A 24004-nucleotide genomic window follows, 5' to 3' on the forward strand; every position below is an offset into this window, starting at 1 on the left:
TGGTTTCCTGGTTCCCAACGTCGCGTGTCGATGACGGACTGCGTCAGGCATGGAGGCGTCGTACTGCAAGGGGTCACTCATGACCATTTCGTTCAACCACACCATCATCGCCGCAAAAGACCGACAAGAGTCTGCGTGGTTCTTCACTCACATGTTCGGTCTGCCAGGCCCGGTCGAAGCCGGCTACTTTCTCGGCGTCGAACTCGAGCACGGCGTGACACTGGACTTCGCACAGGCGGAAGAGGGCGCCGAGGTTGCGTCTCAGCACTACGCTTTCCTCGTCTCCGAAGATGACTTCGACGGCATCTACCAGCGGATACAGGCGTTGAAACTTGATCACTGGGCCGATCCGCGCCAGTCGAGTACCGGATTCAACACCAACGACGGTGGGCGTGGGGTCTACTTCCTCGACCCGTCGGGACATTTCCTGGAAGCGATCACCAAACCATACGGCGGCTGAATTAGAGATTGAACTACAAACGGCGGCGCCTACGGGAGATGAGGGATCCCGCAGACGCCGCCGCAGTTCCAGGTTGCCAACTAGTGGCCCCCCGGAACGTCTACTGTAGTTCTGCGTGTTCGAGAGTGCAGAGGCAACTCCCGAAAACCTACACAGAACCTACTCGCCGGTTACCAGGTCAGTATATGTCCGGATCAGTGTTTGACCGGGCAGCCCGATGTCTTGTAATCAACCTGAAACTCTTTGATGCCGTTGAGCCAGCCCGAGCGCAGGCGACGGGGATCGCCGAGCCTGGTGATGTCGGGTAGGTGATCGGCGATCGCGTTGAAGATCAGATCGATTTCGAGACGAGCCAAGTTGGCGCCGATGCAGAAGTGCGCACCCGTGCCGCCGAATCCGAGGTGCGGATTGGGGTCACGCATGATGTCGAACTTCGTGGGGTTCTCGAAGACGTCTTCGTCGAAGTTGGCCGACGCGTACATCATCACAACGCGATCGCCCTTCTTGATCTTCTGTCCCCCGAGTTCGGTGTCTTCGAGCGCGGTCCGCTGGAAAGAGGTCACCGGGGTGGCCCAACGAACGATCTCGTCGGCCGCAGTCTTCGGGCGTTCCTTCTTGTACAGCTCCCACTGGTCGGGATTGTCGAGGAAGGCAACCATGCCGTGTGTGATGGCATTGCGAGTGGTCTCGTTACCCGCGACCGCAAGCAGAATCACGAAGAAGCCGAATTCCTCTGGGGAGAGCTCATTTCCGTCGATGTCAGCTTCGATGAGCTTGGTGACGATGTCATCGGCGGGACACTTCTTGCGCTGATCCGCCATCTGGTACGCGTATCCCAGAATCTCCATCGACGCTGCCTGCGGATCGATGTCGAACTCGGGGTCGTCGTAGGACGTCATCTGGTTGGACCAGTCGAAGAGCTTCATTCGATCTTCCTGCGGCACACCGAGAAGCTCGGCGATTGCCTGCAGCGGAAGTTCGGACGCGACCTGAACCACGAAGTCTCCGGCACCACCGGCAGCCGCAGTCTTGACGATCTTTTCGGCGCGCTCGGTCAGTTCTTCGCGCAGGCTGTTGATGGCTCGCGGGGTGAATCCACGCGAAACCAGCTTGCGAAGCTTGGTGTGCTCCGGAGCGTCCTTGTTGATGAGGATGAATCGCTGCATCTCGACGTTCTCGCGCGGGATGTCGTCGGCGAAGCGAGGAATCGCAGTGTTCTCGTGGGTCGAGAAGATGTCGCTTCGCTGCGAGACCTCCTTGACCTCTTCATGACGGGTGACCACCCAGAAGCCCTCGTCCTGGAATCCACCGATTTCCGGGGGCTGCGGATTCCACCACACGGGGGCCGTCTTCCGGAGTTCGGCGAACTCCTCGAACGGCATGCGTTCCGCGTAGATGTCGGGGTCCGTGAAGTCGATTCCCTCGGGGAATGCGGGCTGTGCCACTGATGTCTCCTGCCCTAAGCCTTTTCATCACAGGGGTGATGGGGATCCGTGATGTGTAACACGTTCTACTCTCATTGAAACACAAGCCTGCTTACTAGGAAAGGAAACGTCGACAGGTCTTGCTTCCCGCAGAGAACCTGTTCTACTTTTTCATTACAAGGAAAGGAGCCCGCTGTGGGCACACCAGTAATCGTCGAGGCTGTCCGTACACCGATCGGCAAGCGCGGAGGTTGGCTCGCCGGTCTGCACGCCGCCGAGATCCTCGGAGCGGCACAAAAGGGCGTTCTCGACCGGTCGGGAATCGACCCGTTGCTGATCGAGCAGGTGATCGGCGGCTGCGTCACCCAGGCCGGCGCTCAGTCCAACAACATCACGCGCACGGCTTGGCTGCACGCCGGACTTCCGTGGCAGACCGGCGCAACCACCGTGGACTGCCAGTGTGGTTCGGCCCAGCAGGCGAACCATCTGATCGCCGGTCTGATTGCCACCGGCGCCATCGACGCCGGCATCGCCTGCGGCATCGAAGCCATGAGCCAGGTTCCCCTCGGCGCCAACGTCGGCGATCAGGCCGGACCGCGTCGGCCTGCGACGTGGGACATCGACATGCCCAACCAGTTCGAAGCAGCGGAACGCATCGCGCGTCGACGCGGACTGACCCGCGACGACATCGAAGCCCTCGGCGTCCGCTCGCAGGCGCTGGCCAAGCAGGCCTGGGAGGAAGGGCGTTTCGACCGCGAGGTTCTCGAACTTTCGGCGCCCCAGGTCGACAAGGAAGGAAACTTCACGGGCGAGACGAAGCTCGTCAATCGCGATCAGGGCCTGCGCGATACGACGGCCGAGTCCCTAGCGCGCTTGAAGCCAGTCCTCGAAGGCGGGATTCACACGGCCGGAACGTCTTCCCAGATCTCCGACGGCGCAGCCGCAGTCCTGCTCATGGACGAGGACAAGGCCCGCGCACTCGGCTTGAAGCCGCGAGCCCGCATCATCGCCCAGGCACTGGTCGGCTCGGAACCGGAATTCCACCTCGACGGACCGGTGCAGGCAACCAGCCGTGTCCTGGAGAAGAGCGGAATGAAGATCGGCGACCTCGATCTGTTCGAGATCAACGAAGCATTCGCATCCGTCGCACTGTCCTGGGCTCAGGTTCACGAACCTGACTTCGACAACGTCAATGTCAACGGCGGCGCGCTCGCTCTCGGCCATCCGGTCGGCAGCACGGGCTCTCGACTGATCACCACCGCACTGCACGAACTCGAGCGTCGCAACGGCTCGACGGCTCTGATCACGATGTGCGCCGGCGGCGCGCTGGCCACCGGAACCATCATCGAGCGTATCTGAGATGACTACTCCCCCAGCTAAACCCAAGGGACTCGACGCTCCGGCGACGGTCAAGATCATCAAGTGGATGTCGAAGGCAAACGTCGCCATGTATCGCGCCACCGACGGGCGGCTGGGTAGCAAGTGGCGGGTCGGCAGCGCGTTCCCACGCGGGCTGCCGATCTGCCTGCTCACCACCACCGGTCGCAAATCCGGCGAGGAGCGGATCAGTCCGTTGCTGTTCCTCGAGGACGGCGAGAACGTGATTCTGGTGGCGTCGCAAGGAGGTCTTCCGAAGAACCCGATGTGGTACCTCAACATCAAGGCGGACCCGGTGGTGACGGTGCAGATCAAGTCTCGGATCCGATCGATGAAAGCCCGCGTCTCCACCGAGGACGAGCGCGCTCGGCTGTGGCCGATGTTGACGGCGATGTATCCGGATTTCGACAACTATCAGGCCTGGACCGACCGGGTCATTCCCGTCATCGTGTGCGAGCCGCTGAAGAAATAAACGGACTGTTTACAACAAAACGTTTACATCGGCCCGGGTTCGTGCCAGCCTGGGTTCATGACCGATGACCAGTTCAGACCGATCGATTCCGGCCGCGAACGCGCACATCGCGAGTACGCCGGACTCTTTCGGATCAGCGAGCGCCACGGCGCGACCCAAAGCCAGCGCGCGCGGCAATCTCATCCGGAGATGCTCGAGCCCTACGGCGCGGTGCGCGTCGTGGCTCGTCTTGCCGGCGGCACCGACACACCGCAGCCGAACGAACCCGAGGTCGACGACGCCGATGTCATGGCTGCGTTGACTCTGATTCCCAAGGCCCGAGCCGAAATGGAACAGCTGGAAGCACTGTTCCTCGGAATTGCCCGCGAACGGGGCATGACCTGGCAAGATATTGCCTTCGGACTCGGGCTCGGCAGCACTCAAGCTGCCCGCCAGCGCTACGAACGGCTCGTTCGCCGCACCGGAGGCTGAACACGTGCCATAACGAGCGAGTTGGAGCACTATTGACTCGTACGGTCCGCACGGCGTTTCGACAGAGCCTCGAACACAGCAAGGAGTCGCATATATGACGACGCATATTCAAGATCAAATCCTGGACCGACGCGAGATCACCTCAGCCCTCGTGCGTGCGCTGGAGCGTCGCCACGAGGTGCTGGACGCAGTGGTCGACAGCAAGGACCACCAGGAGGCACTGACCACCGTCGCGGAACTCCTCGGCACGTCGGAAGCAAATGCCGAAGCAGTTCTGAGCCTCAAGTTCAGTGCGCTCACCAAGGCTGCGCGCGATCGCATCCAGGGCGAGCTGGAGAATCTCGACGCCACTCTCGAATGGACGACGCTCGATCGTCCCGCGAGCAGCGGGCAGAACTTCACCCTGCGTCCGTTCAGCGACAGCGCAGAAGACAAGTCGCTGTTCACGATTCGTTCGGGCGAGCAGCTCGGCGAAGACGGCAAGCCGTGGAGCGAGGATCGGATCGAAGCTGAGCGCGTCGGTGGCCTCGGCCGGATCGACGACGAGACCGCTGCCTGGTTCGTCGCCGAGGACGTCTCCGGTGACGGCTCGAAGAGCGTCGGCCTGGTATTCGGCGAACTCGACGGCCAAGAGGTCAACGTGGCGATCTGGATCGCGCCGGAATCTCGCAAGAAGGGCTACGGCACAGCCTGCGTGAAGCATTCTCGGCGCGAGCTCGCCGCAGAGTTCCCCGGCACCGTGTTGGTGGTTCGGGCGCCTGCGTAGGCGGCACACCACCTGTGAGTGGTTAAGGAGTCCCTGCACTCCTTAACCACTCACGGGGCCGGAGGCCCTACGCTCCGTACACCGGCGTCGGAATCTCCGCCTTCTCCAACAGCGTTGCCACGACGGGCCCGATCTCCTTCGGGTCCCAACGGTCACCCTTGTCCTCGCTCGGGCCGTGACGCCAGCCCTCCGCGACGGTGATCTTTCCGCCCTCGACCTCGAACACCCGCCCCGTGACGTCCTTGGACTCGGCGCTACCGAGCCAGACGACCAGCGGCGAGATGTTCTCGGGCGCCATGGCATCGAAGCCCTCCTCGGGAGCTGCCATCGACTCGGCCATCGCCCCACCCGCGCCGACGGTCATGCGCGTGCGCGCAGCAGGCGCGATCGCGTTGACACTGACGCCGTAATTCTTGAGCTCGGCTGCGGCCTGGATGGTCATCTCGGCGATACCGGCCTTCGCCGCAGCGTAGTTACCCTGGCCGATCGAACCTTGCAGTCCTGCACCCGAACTGGTGTTGATGATGCGTGCGTCGACGGTCTTGCCTGCCTTGGCCTCAGCGCGCCAGTAGGCAGCAGCGTGACGCAGCGGCGCGAAGTGCCCCTTGAGGTGCACGCGAATCACCGCGTCCCACTCGCCTTCGCTCATGCCGACCAGCATGCGGTCCCGCAGGAAGCCCGCGTTGTTCACGAGTACGTCCAGGCCACCGAAGGTGTCGATCGCGGTCTTGATCAGATTCTCGGCGCCCGCCCAGTCGGCGACGTCGTCTCCGTTGACCACTGCTTGGCCACCGGCGGCGATGATCTCCGCGACAACCTGCTCGGCCGGACTCTCACCGGTCTCGGAACCGTCGGCACCCGCACCGATGTCGTTGACGACGACCTTGGCGCCCTCGGCAGCAAACGCCAAGGCATGCGCACGTCCGATCCCGCGACCAGCCCCGGTGATGATGACTACGCGTCCGTCGACCAATCCACTCATATTTGTCTCCTAATGCACTCTGCTCGGGCTTGTCGGCTCCGCTTGTGTGCTAACTTACCAAGCAATCGCTTGGTTTGGTACACAGACGTAAGGAATCCCGATATGGGCATCAGCACCTCCTCCGACGGAACCGGCATCACCACGGTCACCATCGACTACGCGCCGGTCAATGCAATCCCGTCCAAGGGATGGTTCGAGCTTGCCGACGCCATCCTCGACGCGGGCAAGGATCTCAACACTCACGTGGTGATCCTGCGAGCCGAGGGACGCGGATTCAACGCCGGCGTCGACATCAAGGAGATGCAGGCGACCGAGGGATTCGACGCACTGGTCGCCGCCAACCGCGGTTGCGCCGCGGCCTTCGCAGCCGTCTACGACTGCGCTGTACCCGTCGTCGTGGCCGTCAACGGATTCTGTGTCGGCGGTGGCATCGGACTGGTCGGCAACGCGGACGTGATCGTCGCTTCCGACGACGCGATCTTCTCCCTCCCCGAGGTCGACCGCGGCGCACTCGGCGCTGCCACACACCTCTCACGACTGGTGCCGCAGCACATGATGCGCACGCTCTACTACACCGCACAGAGCGTCGACGCCCACACACTCAAACAGTTCGGCAGCGTCTACGACGTGGTTCCGCGCGAGAAGCTCGACGAGTGCGCTCGCGAGATCGCCGCAAAGATCGCCGCGAAGGACACCCGCATCATCCGGTGCGCCAAGGAAGCCATCAACGGCATCGACCCGGTCGACGTCAAGGGCAGCTACCGCCTCGAGCAGGGCTACACCTTCGAACTCAACCTCCTCGGTGTGTCCGACGAACACCGCGACGAGTTCGTCGCCACCGGCAAGCCGCGCGAGAACGCAACCCAGAAGGAAGGCTGAGACAAACATGGCTAGCAAGCGTGACAAGACGAAGTCGCTCGACGAGGTAGTCGGCGAGCTCCGCAGCGGAATGACGATCGGCTTGGGCGGCTGGGGATCTCGCCGCAAGCCGATGGCCTTCGTGCGTGCGATTCTGCGTTCGGACATCAAGGACCTGACCGTGGTCACTTACGGCGGACCGGATCTCGGGCTGCTGTGCTCGGCCGGCAAGGTCAAGAAGGCGTACTACGGTTTCGTGTCCCTGGACTCCGCACCGTTCTACGATCCGTGGTTTGCCAAGGCACGCACCGCCGGTGAGATCGAAGTCCGCGAGATGGACGAGGGAATGGTCAAGTGCGGCCTCGAAGCCGCTGCCGCTCGCCTCCCTTTCCTCCCGATCCGCGCAGGCCTGGGTTCGGACGTTCGCAACTTCTGGGGCGACGAACTCAAGACCGTCACCTCCCCGTACCCAGAGGCCGACGGCCGTTCCGAGACCTTGATCGCGATGCCTGCACTCAACCTCGATGCGTCGTTCGTTCACCTCAATCTCGGTGACAAGCACGGCAATGCCGCGTACAACGGTGTCGACCCGTACTTCGACGACCTGTACTGCATGGCCGCCGAAAAGCGTTACGTCTCCGTCGAACGCATCGTCGAGACCGAGGAACTGGTCAAATCCGTTCCACTGCAGAATCTTCTGCTCAACCGCATGATGGTCGACGCCGTCGTCGAGGCCCCGAACGGTGCCCACTTCACGTTGGCCGGCGAAAGCTACGGCCGCGACGAGAAGTTCCAGCGTCACTACGCCGAGGCCGCCAAGACCCCCGAGTCGTGGCAGACGTTCATCGACACCTTCCTCTCCGGCAGCGAAGAGGATTACCAAGCCGCAGTAAAGAAGTTTGCCGATTCATCAAAGGCAGGGGAGCAGGCAAAATGAGCGAATCCACCGTCACCCGCGCAGAGTACGTTGTTCTCGCGTGCGCTGAAATCTTCTCCGGTGCAGGCGAAATCATGGCCAGCCCGATGTCGACGTCGTCCACCATCGGCGCTCGCCTGGCTCGGCTCACCACCGAACCCGACCTGCTGATCACCGATGGTGAAGCCCTCATTCTCGAGGACACCCCGGCTGTCGGAACGAAGGGCCCCATCGAAGGATGGATGCCTTTCCGCAAGGTGTTCGACGTCGTCGCTTCGGGCCGTCGCCACGTAGTCATGGGCGCCAATCAGCTCGATCGCCACGGCAACCAGAACCTCTCCGCCTTCGGCCCGCTTCAGCAGCCGACGCGTCAGATGTTCGGTGTGCGCGGCGCCCCGGGCAACACCATCAACCACGCGACGAGCTACTTCGTCCCCAAGCACTCCAAGCGAGTGTTCGTCGACAAGGTCGACGTGGTGTGCGGTGTCGGCTACGACCAGATCGATCCCGAGAACCCGGCATACAAGTACCTGAACATCCCACGCGTTGTCACCAACCTCGGTGTCTTCGACTTCGGTGGACCGGGAAACACCTTCCGCGCGTTGAGCCTCCATCCCGGCGTCACCGCCGAAGAGGTAGCCGAGAACACCTCGTTCGAGGTAGCCGGACTCGCCGAGGCCGGTATCACCCGTGACCCCACCGCCGAAGAACTCCACCTCATTCGCGAGACCCTCGATCCGCGCAACCTCCGGGACCGTGAGGTCTCGGCATGACCCCCACTCTGAAGACAGCACTGACCGAACTGGTCGGTGTCGAGTACCCGATCGTGCAGACAGGCATGGGCTGGGTTTCCGGGCCCGCGCTGACGTCGGCGACGGCCAACGCGGGCGGTCTCGGCATCCTGGCTTCGGCCACGATGACCTACGACGAGCTCGAGCACGCGATCAAGAAGACGAAGCAGCTCACGGACAAGCCGTTCGGCGTCAACATGCGTGCCGACGCCACCGACGCGCCGCAGCGCGCGGACCTGCTGATCCGTGAGGGCGTCAAGGTCGCGTCGTTTGCCTTGGCTCCCAAGAAGGAACTGATCGCCAAGCTCAAGGACCACGGCATCGTCGTCGTACCGTCGATCGGTGCCGCGAAGCATGCGGTCAAGGTTGCATCTTGGGGCGCGGACGCCGTCATCGTCCAGGGCGGCGAAGGTGGTGGTCACACCGGCGGTGTGGCAACGACATTGCTTCTTCCCTCGGTTCTCGACGCGGTCGATATTCCGGTCATCGCCGGTGGCGGATTCTTCGACGGCCGCGGGCTGGCCGCAGCGTTGGCGTACGGCGCTGCCGGTGTCGCCATGGGGACGCGTTTCTTGCTCACCAGTGACTCTTCGGTGCCGGACTCCGTCAAGCAGGAATACCTCAAGCGAGGACTGACGGATACGACGGTCTCACGCAAGGTCGACGGCATGCCTCATCGTGTGCTCAACACCGACCTGGTCAACAGCCTCGAAGGTTCCAGCTATGCAACCGGTTTGATCGCTGCTGCCAAGAACGCCACCAAGTTCAAGGCAATGACAGGTATGAAGTGGTCGACGCTCGCCAAGGACGGCCTCGCAATGAAGCGCTCGGGTGACCGCACGCTGATGCAAATCATCATGGCGGCGAATACCCCGATGTTGCTCAAGGCCGGTCTGGTCGAGGGCAATACGGAAGCCGGCGTGCTTGCCTCGGGTCAGGTTGTCGGAATGATCAACGATCTGCCCAGCTGCAAGGAACTGATCGAGAACATCATGGAGGACGCGGCCAAGCGTATCGACGCGCTTGCGGCTCTTCGCTGACGCAGATTCATCCGAGTGCGTCTCCCCCACTGCGCTTTACGCGGAGTCGGAGGAGGCGCACTCTGCGCATTGCCGAGCTAACCGGTCTGCTGGTGACGACCACCCGGCACCTCGAAATACTGGGAGATTGCCACCGCGGCCATCTGTACCGGTGCAACGTGTCGATCGTCGATCTTGCCTCGAACGAGTGGGCCGCTGATCGACAGACCGACTTCCGCTTCGCCCAGCGCACCCACCCTCACACCGATGCAGCCGAGACCCGAAGTACACGTACCGAATACGACGCCGTACCGATGGTTGGCTATTGCGGAATGTTGCGCGACCGTCGAACGGCGGCCCGCTGCCAAGAGTGCCTTGCCGATTGCCGAGGATCGCGCCGGGATGCGAGAGCCGACGCCTGTCTGGAGGTCAGGTATCGCCTGGCTGCCGATCTTCTGAAGGTATCGCACGTTGCTTCCCTCGAGGACCCCGAGATGTACGGCCTGATTGGTGACGAGGTGCAGGTTGTACAACAACGGCACCACCACCCTCTCGAACTTGTTTCGATACAACGAGATTGCCCCAAGATCGCCGAGTTTGTCGCCGATTTCGTACTTGAGGCCTTCTCTGCGAAGCCAATCCATCCTCACTAGCTTCAGAAGCATCCTGTGCACGGACGATCGCGGAATCCCGGTTCGACGGGCCACCTCGCCCAGCGTCAACCGCGGCGTGTCACGAAAGCAATCCACTACCATCGCCAACCTGTCGAGGGTTGATATAGGGATGGGCTCTTCTGTGATCGGTCCGACCGACATGGCGTCTCCGTTTCGGTGATCCGCCCGTCGAGAGGACAGCGCTGGGCGTGCTCTGCTGACTGCAAATCTGGGCCTTCACCGGACGAACCGCCAGGGCGTTTCCCACCGTGCGGGAGACAAACCTGCCTGGCCACTCCACCTGCAGCTATACCGATCACCGGTTACCCCCGTTGAACCTGGACCAACTCCTCACCACAGTGGCCAACACAGATCACTGAACAAAGGACGACGAGTTGACTACAGACGTGACGACCACAACGGACCTCGGCGAAGTCGACGACATCCGCATGATCGACGAGGGCGCTGCTCCCGAACGTTTCGCCCGCGGATGGCACTGCCTCGGACTTGCAACGGATTTCCACGACGGGAACCCACATCCGATCGAGGCCTTCGGCACCAAGCTTGTCGTATTTGCCGACAGCCAGGGCGAATTAAAGGTCCTCGATGCCTACTGCCGTCACATGGGCGGCGACCTCAGTCAGGGCACGGTCAAGGGCGATTCAGTCGCCTGCCCCTTCCACGACTGGCGTTGGGGCGGCAACGGCAAATGCACCGCGATCCCCTATGCACGCCGCGTTCCACCGCTTGCCAAAACTCGCGCCTGGACCACCCTCGAACAAGACGGACTGCTCTTCGTCTGGCATGACCCCGAAGGCAATCCGCCTCCGGCCGAAGTCGCCATACCGATAATCAAGACTCCGGACCACGAATGGACCGATTGGGTATGGAAGTCAATCGTCATCGACACCAACTGTCGAGAAATCGTCGACAACGTCGTGGACATGGCGCACTTCTTCTACGTGCACTTTTCGTTTCCCACTTACTTCAAGAACGTCTTCGAGGGGCATGTCGCCATCCAGGAGCAGAGCGGTATCAACCGCGACGACATCGTGACCTGGACGGATCCCGACGTGCCGAAGTTGGTCTCGAACTTCTCGGTGGCCGCCTATCACGGACCGTCGTTCATGATCGACGATCTGGTGTACCAGTACGAAACGTTCAAGGTGGATTCGGTTTTGATCAACTGCCACTATCCGGTCAGCCCGAACAAGTTTGTCCTGATGTACGGCATCACCGTCAAGAAGACCGAGGAACTTCCCGCCGGGATAGCGGACCAAACCGTTGACGCGATGATCGGTTACATCGGCGTCGGATTCGAGCAGGACATCGAGATCTGGAAGAACAAGACCCGCATCGACAACCCACTACTCTGCACCGAGGACGGTCCGGTCTACCAACTGAGGCGGTGGTACGAACAGTTCTACGTCGACGTCGCCGACGTCACGCCCGAGATGATCGATCGCTTCGAATTCGAGATGGACACAAGCAAACCCATCGAGGTGTGGAAACAGGAGGTTGCAGACAACCTCGCACGCCGTGCAGGAGCAGCGCAGTGACCATGGAACCAGTGGACTGCGAGCGGTGTGGAACATATGTCCTCGTCGAGAAGAACAGCTGGCAACATACCTCGACTCAATGGCGATCGGATCCGCACAACGTGTGTTCGGAGTATCGCGAAGACAAGGCGTCGCCGAAAATTCGCACCGGAACTTGTTCGGCATTAAGAGATTCCATCAACCGAGCTGCAGTAGACGGGAGACTCACCGTTCCAGATTGACCTAGCGCGCGCCCACCGCATCCACCTCGTCGCCGGCCATCACAGCGGCCAGCTCTGATGCCAATGTTCCATTGTTCTCCACGACTACGGTGTCGCAGCCTTGCCACATTGCGGTTCTACGAAGGAGCTCAGCCAGACGCGGTGCAGTGTCGGCATCGGCGGTGGGCTCGGCCCAAGCAGCGCGCACGAGTAGCCGACGGTTCTGTCGGTCGTTCTTGAGATCGACTCGCGCGCAGATATTGTCGTCGATCAACACGGGGAGCACATAGTAGCCGTGAACCCGCTTGTGTGCGGGAGTATAGATCTCGATCCGGTAGTGAAAGTCGAAGAGCCGCAACGCTCGATCGCGCGCCCACACTACCGGATCGAAGGGCGACAACAGAGCCTCGGTTCGGATCGACCTTGGACGCTTTGCCTGTGGATCAATCCATACCTCGCGAGGCTTGCCACGACGCTCCCAGCCCTCGACGGAAACACTGCGTACATTGCCGGCGTCTTCGAGCTCACGCAAGGCAATTCGTGCCTCAGCGCTCGGCAGCCGAAAGTAGTCGGCGATATCGTCGAGCGTACCGAGTCCGTGGGCCTTCACACCACGCAGCACCAGCTCACGGATCGCGTCCGATCGATCGATCCTCGCATCGAGGATCTCGGGCGCGAGCATGTGTTCGGCAAGGCCGTATCGACGTTCGAATCCTGCGCGACCCGCCGATACCACTTCGCCCCAACGGAACAGAGTCTCCAGCCCGACTTTCACGTCCGACCACCCCCACCACGGGCCGCGGCGTGTATTCGCTTCATGCTCGACTTCGCTCGCCGCCATCGGACCGTTTTCACGCAGTTCGTTGCGCAACCAGTCGAGGAAGTCGCGCCGATCAGACGCCCATCCGTTCTTGTCGCTCAACGCTTTGTCACGAAACTGGTCCATGCGCCAACGAAAGAGCGGCCACATGTCCACCGGCAGGAACGTCGCTTCGTGTCCCCAGTATTCGAGGTACCCCGACTCCGGGGAGAAGGTCAGCTGATCAAGCCTGGACTTGTCGTACGCGCCCAGTCGCGCATAAACGGGCAGGTAGTGACTGCGTTCGAAAACGTTGACCGAGTCGATCTGCAAGACCTGCAGCCGGTCCATCACGCTGACCAGATTGCGCCGCGTCACCGTTGCCGGGTGTGATTTGCCGAACCCTTGAGCGGCGAGCGCTATTCGGCGGGCAGCTGCCAGAGACACGACTTCGCTCATAGCCGACCACACTACGCACGCCGTCCGACAAGTTTCAGGGCGGCGAGAAGTTCAGGGCGGCGACAAGTTCAGGGCGGCGGAGCCGGGCGGCCGAAGAGAACTGCTGACATGAACGTCTGAAGTGTGGAGGCGTTTTCTGCTGCAACATCGAACTTCATCAAGCGTCCGATGTCGGGGACCAGGTTCAAAGCAGCGTGAACCAGGAACTTCGCCTCTATCGCCGAAAGGTCCGGACGAATTTCGCGAAGTATCCGCGCCCACTCGACCACGTACAGCTTCTGGCGATTCTTCAGATCGCTTCGATGTCCCGGCAGAAGGTTGTTCATCTCGGAAAAATAGACCGACATCAATTCATGTTGTGCAAACGACAACTCCACGTACATCGCCGACAGTGCGCGCAGCGCTTCCTCCGGCGACGTCGCAGACTCGAACACTGCTGCCGTCGCGAGGTCCAGACGGTCTGCCGCTCGATAGAACACCGCCCCGAGAAGTTCCGCTTTGCTCGGAAAGTAGCGGTACATCCCGGAAGCGTTCAAACCCGCAGCGGCTGCGATCTCTTCGATACTGACGTCGTGATAGCCGCGAGAATCGAAGAGCCGCACGGCTTCCTGCAGCAGACGTTCACGCTTGTTCGTCGTCACCGGTCGCGTCGACACAGTTATTTCCGACCGCCGCCATGTAATTGCACTCCCACCGTGTTCGATCGACAGACAAGCATCGAGAAGAACTTGCTCCATCCGACGTTGGGGCAGTATCAGATTGTGAGCGGTGATGCTGCCGATCACGCTGAACATCGCTGAGGTGAGGATGGTTTCGGCACGAGTACTCGCCGGCGGTTCGGAGCGTGAAAGATGCAGTGCAACTCGGTGATTGACAGCAGCTGCCTGAGCTCGGACCGATTTCCGATCGGCAGCGTCGAGAAACCGACTCTCCCACCGGTAGATCCCGGCTGTGCGCCGATTACGCACCGTCGTTCGGATCACAGCGAGCAAATCCTCGCGTAGGCGCTCCCGGTCAGTTGCATCGGCGGCGACGGAGACCGCATCGAGTGCACTCTCGAGCGCGTCGGTCAATTCCAGTGCCGCGTGGCGGAACATCGCATACTTGTTCGGAAAATGCCGATAGAGTGCCGAACCCGAAATACCGACGGACGACGCAATATCCTCGACGCCTACGGCAGGATATCCCCGTTCGCTGAACGCAATTGCAGCCGCAGCGGCGATCTTCGCCTTGCGGTCCTTCGGACGTCGCTTGACCGACTCCGATCCCGCCGCTCGAAGGATTACACGCGAGGTCTGTTCGTCAACTGTCTGCGCATCGACAGACTGCTGTCTCGGGCTCACTCGCGCACCCCCTCTCTCAGCCTCGCTCAGCCCTACCGGTCACCAAACCGGTCCTTTTGCGAATGAGCATAATCATAATCGGTTCCCGCCATCGGAGACTTTCGAGATTTCCACTGTATCCACGTTCTATATACGCTGCTAGCTTCCCTAACTCCAGGTTGCCGTCAACTGCATCGCCCCGATCATCGACACTGAAACTCGAGAGAATCATCGTTAACAAAGCCTTGCCCTGTGGTCGAAACCAGGGGTAGGGTCACCGCTCGAAGCGGCCCCCTCTCCCCGACCGGGACATCGGACGACGGCTTCCGGAATTTCGATGAACTTAAGCCGAGGACACCACCCGACAGAACTCATATTGGCACGTCAACACGCTGACCGTCGCTGTTACACCGAAAACTCCCCCGAGAATTTTCGTTCACATAATGCTTGCCACGTCACATATATGTGTGAGATGCTTCACAAGCAGTTCGCTCGACCGCCAGCGTCCGAACAGTTCGACTTTCGTGCTGAACCATGTTGATCTGCAAAGGAATTCAATTAGATGACGTACGAGCTACCAGCCCCGAAAGGCCCGGTACGAGACGTAGCGTTGCAGGGGGGCTATCTGATCGGATTCTCGGTGCAGGCACTGTTCGGCCTGTTCACGGCAATCCTCCGCAGGCGACTCTCGTTGCACGAGACGGTCACTCAGACGCTCTTCATCGGTCGCGTCAGCACTGGTCCGTCGCTGCTCCTCATGATTCCGATCGGTGTCTTCATCGCGGTGTCGGTCGGCGAACTGGCCGGCCGCATCGGTGCCGGTGGCTACTCGGGCGCCGTCGTGGCATTCATCATCGTCGGACAGGCCGCAGCACTGGTGTGCGCGTTGATGATGGCCGGTGTTGCCGGGTCGGCGATCTGCACCGATCTTGGTTCGCGAAAGATTCGCGAAGAGATCGATGCCATGGAAGTGATGGGCATCGATGTGATCGAACGCCTGGTAGCTCCGAGATTGGTTGCGGCAGTGATCGTCTCCCTCGCACTGTGCTCGATGGTGACCTTCGGCGGAGTGATCGCGTGCTATCTGTACCACATCTACGTGCAGCATCTTCCGGCCGGAACGTTCATGGCAACGTTCAGCCAATACGGTCGATCGTCCGACTTCGTCATGGCTTTGGTGAAAGCCGCGATCTTCGGCCTCGCTTCGACTTTGGTGGCCACTTTCAAAGGTCTCCATGCAAAAGGCGGCCCCCGCGGCGTTGCCGACGCAGTCAACGAGGCCGTCGTCATCGCGTTCGCGCTCGTCTTCATCGTGAACACAGTGTTGTCCGCGTTGTACACCGTAATCGTCCCAGCAGTCGGTGAATTCTGATGTCGCTCGTCGATCTCCGTGTTCGAGCCCGTCAAGCGAGCAGACCCCTGCGAACCGCCGGCGACGGCCTCGTCTCCCTCGGTCAGCACGTCACTTTCTACGTCCGCACCATCGCATCGATCCCTTTTGCGCTCACCAAGTACCGCAAGCACGTACTCGGTCAGATCAGCGAGGTCAGCTTCGGCACGAACTCCTTGCTGTCCGGCGGCGGCACCATCGGGATCGTCTTCGCGATGTCGCTCGCCGCGGCAATGATGTTGGGCGTCGAGACTCACCGGGGCCTCGAACTCGTCGGGATGACCTCGCTCTCGGGCATGCTGTCTGCGGTCGCGAACACCCGTGAGCTTGCCCCTGTTGTCGTCGCTATCGCGTTGGCCGCCAAGGTCGGAACGGGTTTCACTGCCCAGATCGGGGCTATGCGCATCTCGGACGAGATCGACGCCCTCGACTCGATGGCGATCAGATCCATCCCCTTCCTCGCGGGTACGCGGGTGATCGCTGCCATGATCTGCGTCATCCCGATCTACATGATCGGGCTGCTCGCCAGTTACCTGTCGACCCGACTGGTCGTCGTGTTCTTCAACGGTGCATCGGCAGGTACTTACGACTACTTCTTCCATCTGGCGATCTCGCCGCAGGATCTCCTGTACTCGGGCCTCAAGGCCGTGGTGTTCGCCGCTGTTGTCGCGCTGGTTCACTGCGCGTACGGCTACTATGCCTCCGGTGGTCCGGCCGGCGTCGGGCAGGCTGCCGGGCGCGCGCTTCGGACTGCGATCCTCGCGATCGGAATCCTCGACGTACTGATGACTTTCGCGCTGTGGGGCCTCGTGCCCCAGATCCCGGGAATGGGGGTCTGAGCCGTGGACAGACTCACTACACACACAAAGATCGTGTACGCCCTTCGCGGCGCGATCGCCGTAGTGGTAGCCGTCGCCGCCGCTGTGACAATGGTTCTACGCGGTTCGGGAAACCTCGAGCAGAGCACCGACATCTTCGTCGCTGTTCCAGCCACAGCCGGTCTCATCAGTGGTGAAGCTCCGGTTCGGTACCACGGCGTCAACGTCGGCCGAATCGGCGAAATCGAATCAGGCACGGCCGAATCCGTTGTGCAGTTGCAGATTCAGACCGATGACGCGTCGAAGATTCCCGCCGACGTGGTGGCCCGCGTCGTTCCGCGCACGTTCTTCGGCGACATCTACATGCAGCTCGTGGACAGTCCGAATGAGCAGGGCCAGACGACTCTGTCGGACGGAGACGAGATCCACATGGACGACGGTCCCGAAGCCGTTGCGCTCTACGACGTGTACACCAAATTGGTGGGAGTCCTCACGGCGATGCAGCCCGAGAAGTTGCAGACAGCCCTGACTGCGCTGGGCCAGGCACTCGACGGAAACGGAGCCGAGATCGGTACCACGATAGACAATCTCAGTGCCGCGTCCGGCGTACTGACACCCGCCGCACACCAATTCCTCGAATCGACACCCGAATTCAAGTCGGTCGTCGACGCGTTGGACCGCGCGACCCCCGACATTCTCGATACCTTGGCAGCCGCCACAACCGTCTCGAACAACATGGTCGCCAACAGAGCGAATCTCGAGTCCTCGATCGGCGCGGCCGCAGTCTTCGCCGCTACCGTCGACGATTTTGTCGTGGAGAACAACCGAAACATCATCACTGTGATCGATTCCGCCGGAAAGATACTCGCAACCACCGCGGCCAATCCCGGAGGACTGCGTTCCACCCTCGCCAATGCCAGTACGTTCGGCGCCGCGGGCGCGCGGGTCTTCGCCACCGGTAAGTTCGACATCACAGCAGTTGCCACGTTCGCCGAACCGCTCCCATACACGGGCGATGATTGCCCGCAGTACGGGGACTCGCGCGGCGCGCAGTGTTCCGGCTCCAACCTGACGCCTGCACAACCCGCCAGTGCCCCGGTCGTGGGCGGCGAAGCCGAAGCGGCCACGCTGCGATACCTCGAAGATCAGCTACTGGGCGGATCGCCGGAACGCTCGGACACCCCAAACCCGGCAACAACACTGATGTTGGGGCCGATGGTCAGAGGCAATGAGGTGACCGTCCCGTGAAGGTCCGTCCTGGCCAGGTAATTCGGTTGTCACTCTTCTGTCTCACCGGCGTCGCTTGTGCGTCGTTCGTGGCGAACACGTTGTCGGTCCCGGTTCGCGGAAGCACCGATTCGTATTCGTTCGAGTTCACCGATGTCGAAGGCCTCAACCCGGGTAACCCGGTCACGATGTCCGGTGTGCGTATCGGCCGCGTGGACTCGGTTGCGTTTGCCGACAACGGCGGCGGCACGAGCAAGGCGATCGTCGACGTCGAAATCGAGTCGCAATATTCCCTCGAGTCGGATGTCCGTGCCGCCGTGCGCTACGGCGACATGCTCGGTGCTCGATATCTGGCACTGACGCAGGACGACAGCGCGACAACGGTATCCGCAAGACAGCTCGAACCAGGTGACACGATACCGCTGGCGCAGACAACACCGCCGATCAACTTGACGGCACTGATGAACGGGTTCAAACCGTTGTTCGCCGCGCTGCAGCCCGAGCAGGTGAACACGCTCACGCGAAGTTTTGTCGAAACCTTCAACGGCCAGGGCCAGGCGATGACCACCCTCCTCGACCAGATCGCGACCATGAGCTCCGGCCTTGTCGACCGTCAGGACGTCTTCGCACAACTACTCACGAACATGAACACTCTTCTCACCTCCGTCGACGAACGCCAACCCGAATTGGTCGGTCTGCTGGACGGTTTGAACGATCTGAGTACTTCCGTCGTCGGGCAGAACGATCAACTGGTCTCGCTCTTGGATCAGGGAAACCGAACTGTCTCGTCGTTGGCTCAGATCATGGCCGGGTCGAACGGCGCATTCGGTCAGACCGTGCAACAACTCGAAAGTGTCACCGGGAGTTGGATTGCGAGCACCGACGAGTTCAACAGACTTCTCGCCAACCTTCCCCAGTTCGCCGACGCCGCCAACCGGATCGGAAGTTACGGAAGTTTCATCAGCCTGTATCTGTGCAATTTCACTCTGAAGGCAGGCGACATGGAAGCCAACATCTTCGGTCCGACACATTCGCCGGTGTGCTCATGATGTTCCTGGTCAAGCTGATCGACGTGTTCGTCGGCATCATGCTCTTCCTGTTCAAAGGAGATCGCCGTCGCAGCGGTAGCGGCACCGCTCTCGCCCTGGGTAGTCTCGGAATCTTCGTTCTGGTGGTGGGACTCGGCGCCGCCTTGGGCATTCCGAAGATCTGGTACAACGTACGCACGTCGGCATACACAGCGGAGTTGGCCAATGCCAGCGGGCTTTCCGACACCGATCCGGTTTACGTGGCCGGGGTTCCCGCGGGCCGAGTGGATTCGATCGACCTTGCCGGCGACCACGTCGTCGTCAACTTCCGCTTGGACAAGGACCAGCCTTTGGGTAACCAGAGCACGGCGACTGTCAGGCTCAAGACGGTCCTTGGCAAGCGCTACCTGGAGATCGTGCCGGCCGGAGTGGTCGACGACTCCGATGCACGGGTCATCCCGCTCTCCCGCACAACCGTGCCGTACAGCCTCGACGACGTCAGCAGTGATGCCACCACTGCGGCCACCGGCGTCGACCTACAGGCGATGGAGTCCATGATGAACACCCTTTCGCAGGTGATTCCAACTGATTCCGATCAGGTGGGCCGGGCTCTGGCCGGAATCAGCGGCGCCTCGGCGGCTTTCGCGCAGAACAGTGAACAGATCGACCAGATTCTCATCATGTCCCGCGAGCTGTCGGACATGGCTGCGGCACAAACCGATTCGATAGTCGGTACTGCGGCCAATGCTCAGACGATCGTTCGTACTCTTGCGATGCGCAAGGACGCACTGACTCAGCTGGTCGACAACCTGACAATCATCATCTCGAAGCTCTCCACCACTTTCGTCGATCGTCAGGACGAGTTCGGAGCCATGACCGACAACCTCGTCGAGGTCACCACCACGCTGAAGAACAACGCAGATCAGATCGACCTGCTGTTGACTCGTCTTCCTTCCGCGCTGCGTTCGGTCACCGATTCCACCGGCACCGGCAATTGGACCGACGTCAACGCGCCGGCCGCCGTGATCCCGGACAATCTGCTCTGCGCGCTCGGCATCATGGAGGGCTGCAAGTGAATACACGAAGAGCCGTCACGGCCATGCTGGTCGTGACCCTGGCGATTGCACTCCCCGGTTGGTACATCTTCGGACGAACGGATCAGTCCAAGACCGTCTACGCCGATTTCAGCTATGTCGGCGGAATCTACGAGGGAAGCAAGGTCACCGTCCTCGGAGTCGGCGTCGGGACGGTCACGTCGGTGGAACCTCGCGGAACTTCTGTTCGAGTGGCGATGTCGATGCCCAACTCCGTGGACCTGCCCGCCGACGCCTCAGCCTATGTACTCAATCCATCGGTGATCAGCGATCGCCACATCGAACTCGGCCCGGCTTACACCGGCGGAGAGACGCTGAAAGACGGCGACCAGATTCCGATCGAACGTGCCCACTCCCCCATAGATTTCGACGGCTTGATGGGAAGCGTCAGCACTTTGGCCGACGCATTTGCCGGGGATGGGGGCAATCTCGGCGATCTCGTGAGCCGCGGCGCTGCCGGATGGCAGGGCCAGGGCGATCAATTCAACACCGCAATTCGCAACCTCAGCACGGCAACCGGAGTTGTCGGCGCTCGGTCGGAAGACATCGGTGCCCTTGTCGACAATCTCAACACCTTGATGAATGCTCTGGACGCACGGCAGGTCAGCCTCGACGAACTTGTCGGTGACGTCGGCACATTGGGCGATCAGTGGGCGAACCAGAACATGGACATCTCACAGCCTCTGCAGGATCTGCAGGTGGTCTTCGACCAGTTGAACAGTTTCATGACAACTCACGGCGATGATGTCGGTGCCATAGCCGACAACGTGCGAGTTCTCGGTGACACTCTGGCTGCCAAAGAACCCGGCCTCGCTGAGTTCATGGACCTGGTGCCGTTGATGATGCAGAACCTCTCCCAGACAATCGGTCCTGATCAGCGCGGGCGCATTCGGCTCAACGTCTCGACTGCATTGACTCAGTTCGCGGTTGCGAAACCGCTGTGCGACACCTACAAGTTGCCGATCTGTACCGGAGCCGGGTTCACGAATCCGATTTCCTTCCCCCTCAGCACTTCTGATCCGCTCGGAATCGCCTCCGCGATTTCCGGCGGAGCCGTCCCCGGAGGTGGCAATTGACGCGGCAATCGGTTCGAATAGTCGCCGGTATCGTGATCATCGGTGTGGGTTCTGTGGCCGTGTTCGCCTTCGGCGGCTGTAGCGCAGGCATTCAAGACCTACCCCTGGGTCGTTCGGCCGACGGTGATGCGTACAACGTGGCGCTGCAGCTGGCCGGCGCCGACGGCCTGGTGTTGGGGGCAGACGTCCGCAGCGGCCAGAAAGTCATCGGCCGAGTATCCGCGCTGTCCGCCGACGTCGTCGGAGCCGATGTGACGCTGAGTCTGGACGCCGCGACGCCGTTGCCGGAGAACGTCGAAGCATCCGTCGAACTCCCGTCCGCACTGGGCAACCCGTTCATCAGACTATTGGTGCCGGAGGTTCCGTCCGGCTCGATGCTCAGCGACGGCGACACAATTCCGGAGTCTCGCACCGAGATCGGTCCGCAGGTCGAAAGTGCGCTTGCCACGCTCGGTACGGTTCTGACCGGAAGCGGCATCGATCAACTCGACACCGTGGTGCGCGAGCTGAACACCGCGTTTTCCGGGCGCTCCGGTGAAGTTCGTTCTCTGACCGACACCCTGACCTCGCTCATGGCAGAGGCAAGCAGTCACCGCAGCGAGTTCGACGAGGCCGTCGACCTCGCTGCCCGGGTCTCCTCCCAACTGGCCGGCCAACGCGACGTCGTCGACAACTACCTCGATTCCGTTCCACAGGTGGTGTCGATTCTCGTGGGACAGAAGGATCAGATTGCAAGCCTGTTGAACTCGACCGTTCAGCTCGCCACCAACGCAAACACCATCCTCGACTCGTCACCCGACGGCCTCGACGCGATGCTGCACGATGCGTCGACCGTTGTCGGGACTCTGGATTCGTTCAACTCGGAGATCGGTCAGACACTGGCGAATATGAACGGATTGCTCGAGAACTTCACCAGTGCAGTCCAAGGTGACTACCTCGTTTTCGACGGCGCCCTGGATATTCCGGGAACGATCGACAAGCTCTGGAGCGGCGGGATGGCCGGTCAATCGATCGCACCGGCGGGAACTCTCACCGATCTACTTCAGGGAGGTCTGCGTTGAGTCGCCTTGCGCTTGTTCAACTTGTCCTGTTCGCTCTGATCGCTGCTGTGGTAATCCCTTTCGGAATCGTCTACGTGGTCGGCCCTCAGGGTTTCGGTGGCCAAATCCGGCTGCACGCCAACATGTCCGACGCCTTCGGGCTGACCAAGGGCACGGTCGTCACGTATCGCGGCGTACAGGTGGGGAAAGTGAGTGAAGTCGAACTCGACGCAGGCACCCGCTCGGCTCGGGTGGAACTCTCACTCAACGACAACACCGAGATACCTACCGACAGCGTCGCCAAGGTGACGATGGGAACCGCAGCCGGAATTCAGAATGTCGACATCTATCCCAACACAGACCACGGCCCGTATCTTCGGGACGGCGACGAAATCGCCATGCCCGCGGATCAGCAACCGGTCCAGATGAGCCAGTTGATGCTTCAGGCGTCCGGTGTCCTGGAAGGGATTGATCCGCAAGCGATCAGCGACATCGGGACCGAACTGGGAAATTCGTTCAACGGGCTCGGCCCGAGCTTGGCGACGATGATCGACAACGGTGGGACCATGTCCGCGCAGTTGAACGACCAGTCGGCCGAACTCGCCGCGCTGCTGTCGCGAACCTCCACGTTGGTGGACTCCATGGCGACACAATCGGATTCGTTCGTCCGAGGAATGGCAGCTGCCAAGAACTTCACCGAACAACTCGAATCCAACGCTCCGGTACTGATCTACCTCACCGATCATTCGCCCGCCGCCCTGAACAGCGCTCAACAGTTGTTCGACAAGTACCACAACACTTTCGGAGCGGTCCTGGCCAATCTCGTCACTGTCGCACCGATCATCTCCGACCGCACAGACGCCCTCGAAACCGGACTTGTCACGATTCCTGAAGGTCTCGCCAAACTGGCATCCATCGTCAAAGGCGATCGCGCCGACTTTGCCTTGGTTGCCACACAGGGGCCGGTCTGTAACTACGACACCCCTCGGCGTGAGGTCGGCGATCTGTCTCCCACCAGTCCAAGTCTGGCGATGTACTGTCCCCCCGCCGACGACCTCGTCCAACGCGGAGCACAGAATGCTCCCCGCCCGAACGACCTCGGATTGCAGAACTCGACGGTCCCCGGTACGCCGATCGGACCGCCCGTCGTCGCAGATCCGATTCTCGTCCCGACCGGAGTCGAAGCCCTGAACTACTGGAGATTGATGTTGGAAGGACTGGGAAATGGCACACGGTGACAACGCACTACTCGACGAGGCTGAAGCCGAGGTGGCCGAACATCCGACTTCTCCGTCGCTACTTCGCCGCCTCAAGGAGCCACGCAACGCACTGATCTCACTCATAGCGGTAGCGCTGGTCGCAGCATTGGTGGTGCTCGGATTCCAGATGTACTCGGCGAATCAGGAAGACACGCTGCGGCAGGAGGCTTTGGACACCGCGCGGGATTACTCGACCATCATGTCCTCCTTCGACTATCAGAACCTCGATGCCAACAAAGACAGCATCGCCTCGATGTCGACCGACGAGTTTGCCGGCACCTACCGAACGATGGTCGATTCACTGCGCGAAGTCGTCGCCGGGGGGCAAGGCCAGGCGAGCGCAACGGCGACAGACGTCGGCATCGAATCGCTGGACAATTCGTCGGCCAAGGTGCTCGTGTTCGTCGACCAACAAGCGAAGAATGTCGCAGCGCCAGAGGGAAACACACAGAAGTACCGCATGGTCGTGTCCCTGGTCCGCTCGGACGACCGGTGGCTCGTGAGCAACGTCGAGACCAAGTAACTCACCACGCGCGGAGGAAGA

General features: G+C 61.2%; 24 protein-coding genes. 19 read left to right on the forward strand and 5 right to left on the reverse strand.

Going from position 1 to position 24004, the window contains the following annotated elements; all coding sequences use genetic code 11:
• Positions 1 to 79: 79 nt before the first annotated feature.
• Entirely contained in the window at positions 80 to 460 is a 381-nt protein-coding gene (locus EEB12_RS10875) for a VOC family protein (RefSeq protein WP_181447624.1), read from the forward strand.
• Positions 461 to 654: 194 nt separating this feature from the next.
• Here the strand turns inward: EEB12_RS10875 and EEB12_RS10880 are convergent, their stop codons facing one another.
• Positions 655 to 1905, reverse strand: coding sequence for a cytochrome P450 (locus EEB12_RS10880; RefSeq protein WP_003945573.1), 1251 nt, complete (start codon positions 1903 to 1905; stop codon positions 655 to 657).
• 174 nt (positions 1906 to 2079) lie between these two features.
• Here EEB12_RS10880 and EEB12_RS10885 point away from each other — a divergent pair, with 174 nt between their 5' ends.
• The 4 genes from EEB12_RS10885 to EEB12_RS10900 all read left to right on the forward strand — a co-directional run bounded on the left by EEB12_RS10885 (position 2080) and on the right by EEB12_RS10900 (position 4970).
• Entirely contained in the window at positions 2080 to 3243 is a 1164-nt protein-coding gene (locus EEB12_RS10885; protein ID WP_046377965.1) for a steroid 3-ketoacyl-CoA thiolase, read from the forward strand.
• A gap of 1 nt (position 3244) precedes the next feature.
• Positions 3245 to 3733 carry a nitroreductase family deazaflavin-dependent oxidoreductase gene (locus EEB12_RS10890; protein ID WP_030534715.1) on the forward strand — a complete coding sequence of 163 codons (489 nt, stop codon included), beginning with the start codon at positions 3245 to 3247 and terminating at the stop codon, positions 3731 to 3733.
• 57 nt (positions 3734 to 3790) lie between these two features.
• Complete coding sequence (locus EEB12_RS10895; RefSeq protein ID WP_021342917.1) at positions 3791 to 4204, forward strand: hypothetical protein; 414 nt, start codon at positions 3791 to 3793, stop codon at positions 4202 to 4204.
• Between the two features lie 94 nt (positions 4205 to 4298).
• Entirely contained in the window at positions 4299 to 4970 is a 672-nt protein-coding gene (locus tag EEB12_RS10900) for a GNAT family N-acetyltransferase (RefSeq protein ID WP_019746972.1), read from the forward strand.
• A gap of 67 nt (positions 4971 to 5037) precedes the next feature.
• Here EEB12_RS10900 and EEB12_RS10905 read toward each other — a convergent pair whose 3' ends face one another.
• Positions 5038 to 5952: an SDR family oxidoreductase gene (locus tag EEB12_RS10905; RefSeq protein ID WP_020906294.1), complete on the reverse strand. Its 915-nt coding sequence runs from the start codon at positions 5950 to 5952 to the stop codon at positions 5038 to 5040.
• A gap of 102 nt (positions 5953 to 6054) precedes the next feature.
• Between EEB12_RS10905 and echA20 the strand changes: the two genes are divergently transcribed.
• The 4 genes from echA20 to EEB12_RS10925 are packed head-to-tail and all read left to right on the forward strand — an operon-like array spanning position 6055 to position 9557.
• Positions 6055 to 6831, forward strand: coding sequence for a (7aS)-7a-methyl-1,5-dioxo-2,3,5,6,7,7a-hexahydro-1H-indene-carboxyl-CoA hydrolase (echA20, locus tag EEB12_RS10910; protein ID WP_003945611.1), 777 nt, complete (start codon positions 6055 to 6057; stop codon positions 6829 to 6831).
• A 7-nt stretch (positions 6832 to 6838) separates the two neighbouring features.
• The gene (gene ipdA / locus EEB12_RS10915; RefSeq protein WP_141487756.1) at positions 6839 to 7747 is read left to right on the forward strand and encodes a cholesterol ring-cleaving hydrolase subunit IpdA; all 909 of its coding nucleotides are present in this window, start codon (positions 6839 to 6841) and stop codon (positions 7745 to 7747) included.
• Positions 7744 to 8499: a CoA-transferase subunit beta gene (locus tag EEB12_RS10920; RefSeq protein ID WP_019746968.1), complete on the forward strand. Its 756-nt coding sequence runs from the start codon at positions 7744 to 7746 to the stop codon at positions 8497 to 8499. The genes ipdA and EEB12_RS10920 overlap by 4 nt, the downstream gene beginning before the upstream one ends.
• Positions 8496 to 9557, forward strand: coding sequence for an NAD(P)H-dependent flavin oxidoreductase (locus tag EEB12_RS10925; RefSeq protein WP_019746967.1), 1062 nt, complete (start codon positions 8496 to 8498; stop codon positions 9555 to 9557). Before EEB12_RS10920 ends, EEB12_RS10925 begins: the two co-directional genes overlap by 4 nt.
• A gap of 77 nt (positions 9558 to 9634) precedes the next feature.
• On the opposite strand, the gene EEB12_RS10930 is transcribed toward EEB12_RS10925, so the two are convergent.
• A complete protein-coding gene (locus tag EEB12_RS10930) occupies positions 9635 to 10351 on the reverse strand; it encodes an IclR family transcriptional regulator (protein ID WP_141487757.1) in 717 nt (238 codons plus the stop codon).
• A gap of 287 nt (positions 10352 to 10638) precedes the next feature.
• On the opposite strand from EEB12_RS10930, the gene EEB12_RS10935 reads away from it, so the two are divergent.
• Positions 10639 to 11748 carry a Rieske 2Fe-2S domain-containing protein gene (locus EEB12_RS10935; RefSeq protein WP_047889546.1) on the forward strand — a complete coding sequence of 370 codons (1110 nt, stop codon included), beginning with the start codon at positions 10639 to 10641 and terminating at the stop codon, positions 11746 to 11748.
• 222 nt (positions 11749 to 11970) lie between these two features.
• On the opposite strand, the gene EEB12_RS10945 is transcribed toward EEB12_RS10935, so the two are convergent.
• Both EEB12_RS10945 and EEB12_RS10950 read right to left on the reverse strand, forming a co-directional pair.
• A complete protein-coding gene (locus EEB12_RS10945) occupies positions 11971 to 13206 on the reverse strand; it encodes a winged helix-turn-helix domain-containing protein (RefSeq protein WP_141487758.1) in 1236 nt (411 codons plus the stop codon).
• A gap of 68 nt (positions 13207 to 13274) precedes the next feature.
• Entirely contained in the window at positions 13275 to 14549 is a 1275-nt protein-coding gene (locus EEB12_RS10950; RefSeq protein WP_141487759.1) for a TetR/AcrR family transcriptional regulator, read from the reverse strand.
• Between the two features lie 541 nt (positions 14550 to 15090).
• Here EEB12_RS10950 and EEB12_RS10955 point away from each other — a divergent pair.
• The 9 genes from EEB12_RS10955 to EEB12_RS10995 are packed head-to-tail and all read left to right on the forward strand — an operon-like array spanning position 15091 to position 23983.
• On the forward strand, positions 15091 to 15900 hold the full coding sequence (locus EEB12_RS10955) for an MlaE family ABC transporter permease (protein WP_019746964.1): 810 nt from the start codon (positions 15091 to 15093) through the stop codon (positions 15898 to 15900).
• The gene (locus EEB12_RS10960; RefSeq protein ID WP_003945491.1) at positions 15900 to 16757 is read left to right on the forward strand and encodes an MlaE family ABC transporter permease; all 858 of its coding nucleotides are present in this window, start codon (positions 15900 to 15902) and stop codon (positions 16755 to 16757) included. Before EEB12_RS10955 ends, EEB12_RS10960 begins: the two co-directional genes overlap by 1 nt.
• 33 nt (positions 16758 to 16790) lie before the next feature.
• Positions 16791 to 17984, forward strand: coding sequence for an MCE family protein (locus tag EEB12_RS10965; RefSeq protein WP_223257970.1), 1194 nt, complete (start codon positions 16791 to 16793; stop codon positions 17982 to 17984).
• Complete coding sequence (locus tag EEB12_RS10970; protein ID WP_020968483.1) at positions 17981 to 19012, forward strand: MCE family protein; 1032 nt, start codon at positions 17981 to 17983, stop codon at positions 19010 to 19012. Before EEB12_RS10965 ends, EEB12_RS10970 begins: the two co-directional genes overlap by 4 nt.
• Complete coding sequence (locus EEB12_RS10975) at positions 19012 to 20067, forward strand: MCE family protein (protein WP_141487889.1); 1056 nt, start codon at positions 19012 to 19014, stop codon at positions 20065 to 20067. The genes EEB12_RS10970 and EEB12_RS10975 overlap by 1 nt, the downstream gene beginning before the upstream one ends.
• Positions 20064 to 21161, forward strand: coding sequence for an MCE family protein (locus tag EEB12_RS10980; RefSeq protein WP_141487760.1), 1098 nt, complete (start codon positions 20064 to 20066; stop codon positions 21159 to 21161). Before EEB12_RS10975 ends, EEB12_RS10980 begins: the two co-directional genes overlap by 4 nt.
• Positions 21158 to 22222: an MCE family protein gene (locus EEB12_RS10985; protein ID WP_020968480.1), complete on the forward strand. Its 1065-nt coding sequence runs from the start codon at positions 21158 to 21160 to the stop codon at positions 22220 to 22222. Before EEB12_RS10980 ends, EEB12_RS10985 begins: the two co-directional genes overlap by 4 nt.
• Positions 22219 to 23439: an MlaD family protein gene (locus EEB12_RS10990; RefSeq protein ID WP_020968479.1), complete on the forward strand. Its 1221-nt coding sequence runs from the start codon at positions 22219 to 22221 to the stop codon at positions 23437 to 23439. The genes EEB12_RS10985 and EEB12_RS10990 overlap by 4 nt, the downstream gene beginning before the upstream one ends.
• Complete coding sequence (locus EEB12_RS10995; protein ID WP_019746957.1) at positions 23426 to 23983, forward strand: hypothetical protein; 558 nt, start codon at positions 23426 to 23428, stop codon at positions 23981 to 23983. Before EEB12_RS10990 ends, EEB12_RS10995 begins: the two co-directional genes overlap by 14 nt.
• Positions 23984 to 24004 lie beyond the last annotated feature (21 nt).

Origin of the sequence: Rhodococcus sp. WS1 (assembly GCF_003797745.1) — a bacterium.
Classification (GTDB): domain Bacteria; phylum Actinomycetota; class Actinomycetes; order Mycobacteriales; family Mycobacteriaceae; genus Rhodococcus_F; species Rhodococcus_F erythropolis.

What these genes read in the sequence shown, in the direction of transcription:
- EEB12_RS10960 (WP_003945491.1), top strand. Translation starts at nt 15,900, where the DNA reads ATGTCGCTCGTCGATCTCCGTGTTCGAGCCCGTCAAGCGAGCAGACCC.
- EEB12_RS10890 (WP_030534715.1), top strand. Translation starts at nt 3,245, where the DNA reads ATGACTACTCCCCCAGCTAAACCCAAGGGACTCGACGCTCCGGCGACG.
- EEB12_RS10935 (WP_047889546.1), top strand. Translation starts at nt 10,639, where the DNA reads ATGATCGACGAGGGCGCTGCTCCCGAACGTTTCGCCCGCGGATGGCAC.
- EEB12_RS10920 (WP_019746968.1), top strand. Translation starts at nt 7,744, where the DNA reads ATGAGCGAATCCACCGTCACCCGCGCAGAGTACGTTGTTCTCGCGTGC.
- EEB12_RS10995 (WP_019746957.1), top strand. Translation starts at nt 23,426, where the DNA reads ATGGCACACGGTGACAACGCACTACTCGACGAGGCTGAAGCCGAGGTG.
- EEB12_RS10905 (WP_020906294.1), bottom strand. Translation starts at nt 5,952, where the DNA reads ATGAGTGGATTGGTCGACGGACGCGTAGTCATCATCACCGGGGCTGGT.
- EEB12_RS10895 (WP_021342917.1), top strand. Translation starts at nt 3,791, where the DNA reads ATGACCGATGACCAGTTCAGACCGATCGATTCCGGCCGCGAACGCGCA.
- EEB12_RS10930 (WP_141487757.1), bottom strand. Translation starts at nt 10,351, where the DNA reads ATGTCGGTCGGACCGATCACAGAAGAGCCCATCCCTATATCAACCCTC.
- EEB12_RS10875 (WP_181447624.1), top strand. Translation starts at nt 80, where the DNA reads ATGACCATTTCGTTCAACCACACCATCATCGCCGCAAAAGACCGACAA.
- EEB12_RS10955 (WP_019746964.1), top strand. Translation starts at nt 15,091, where the DNA reads ATGACGTACGAGCTACCAGCCCCGAAAGGCCCGGTACGAGACGTAGCG.
- EEB12_RS10900 (WP_019746972.1), top strand. Translation starts at nt 4,299, where the DNA reads ATGACGACGCATATTCAAGATCAAATCCTGGACCGACGCGAGATCACC.
- echA20 (WP_003945611.1), top strand. Translation starts at nt 6,055, where the DNA reads ATGGGCATCAGCACCTCCTCCGACGGAACCGGCATCACCACGGTCACC.
- EEB12_RS10975 (WP_141487889.1), top strand. Translation starts at nt 19,012, where the DNA reads ATGTTCCTGGTCAAGCTGATCGACGTGTTCGTCGGCATCATGCTCTTC.
- EEB12_RS10925 (WP_019746967.1), top strand. Translation starts at nt 8,496, where the DNA reads ATGACCCCCACTCTGAAGACAGCACTGACCGAACTGGTCGGTGTCGAG.
- EEB12_RS10945 (WP_141487758.1), bottom strand. Translation starts at nt 13,206, where the DNA reads ATGAGCGAAGTCGTGTCTCTGGCAGCTGCCCGCCGAATAGCGCTCGCC.
- ipdA (WP_141487756.1), top strand. Translation starts at nt 6,839, where the DNA reads ATGGCTAGCAAGCGTGACAAGACGAAGTCGCTCGACGAGGTAGTCGGC.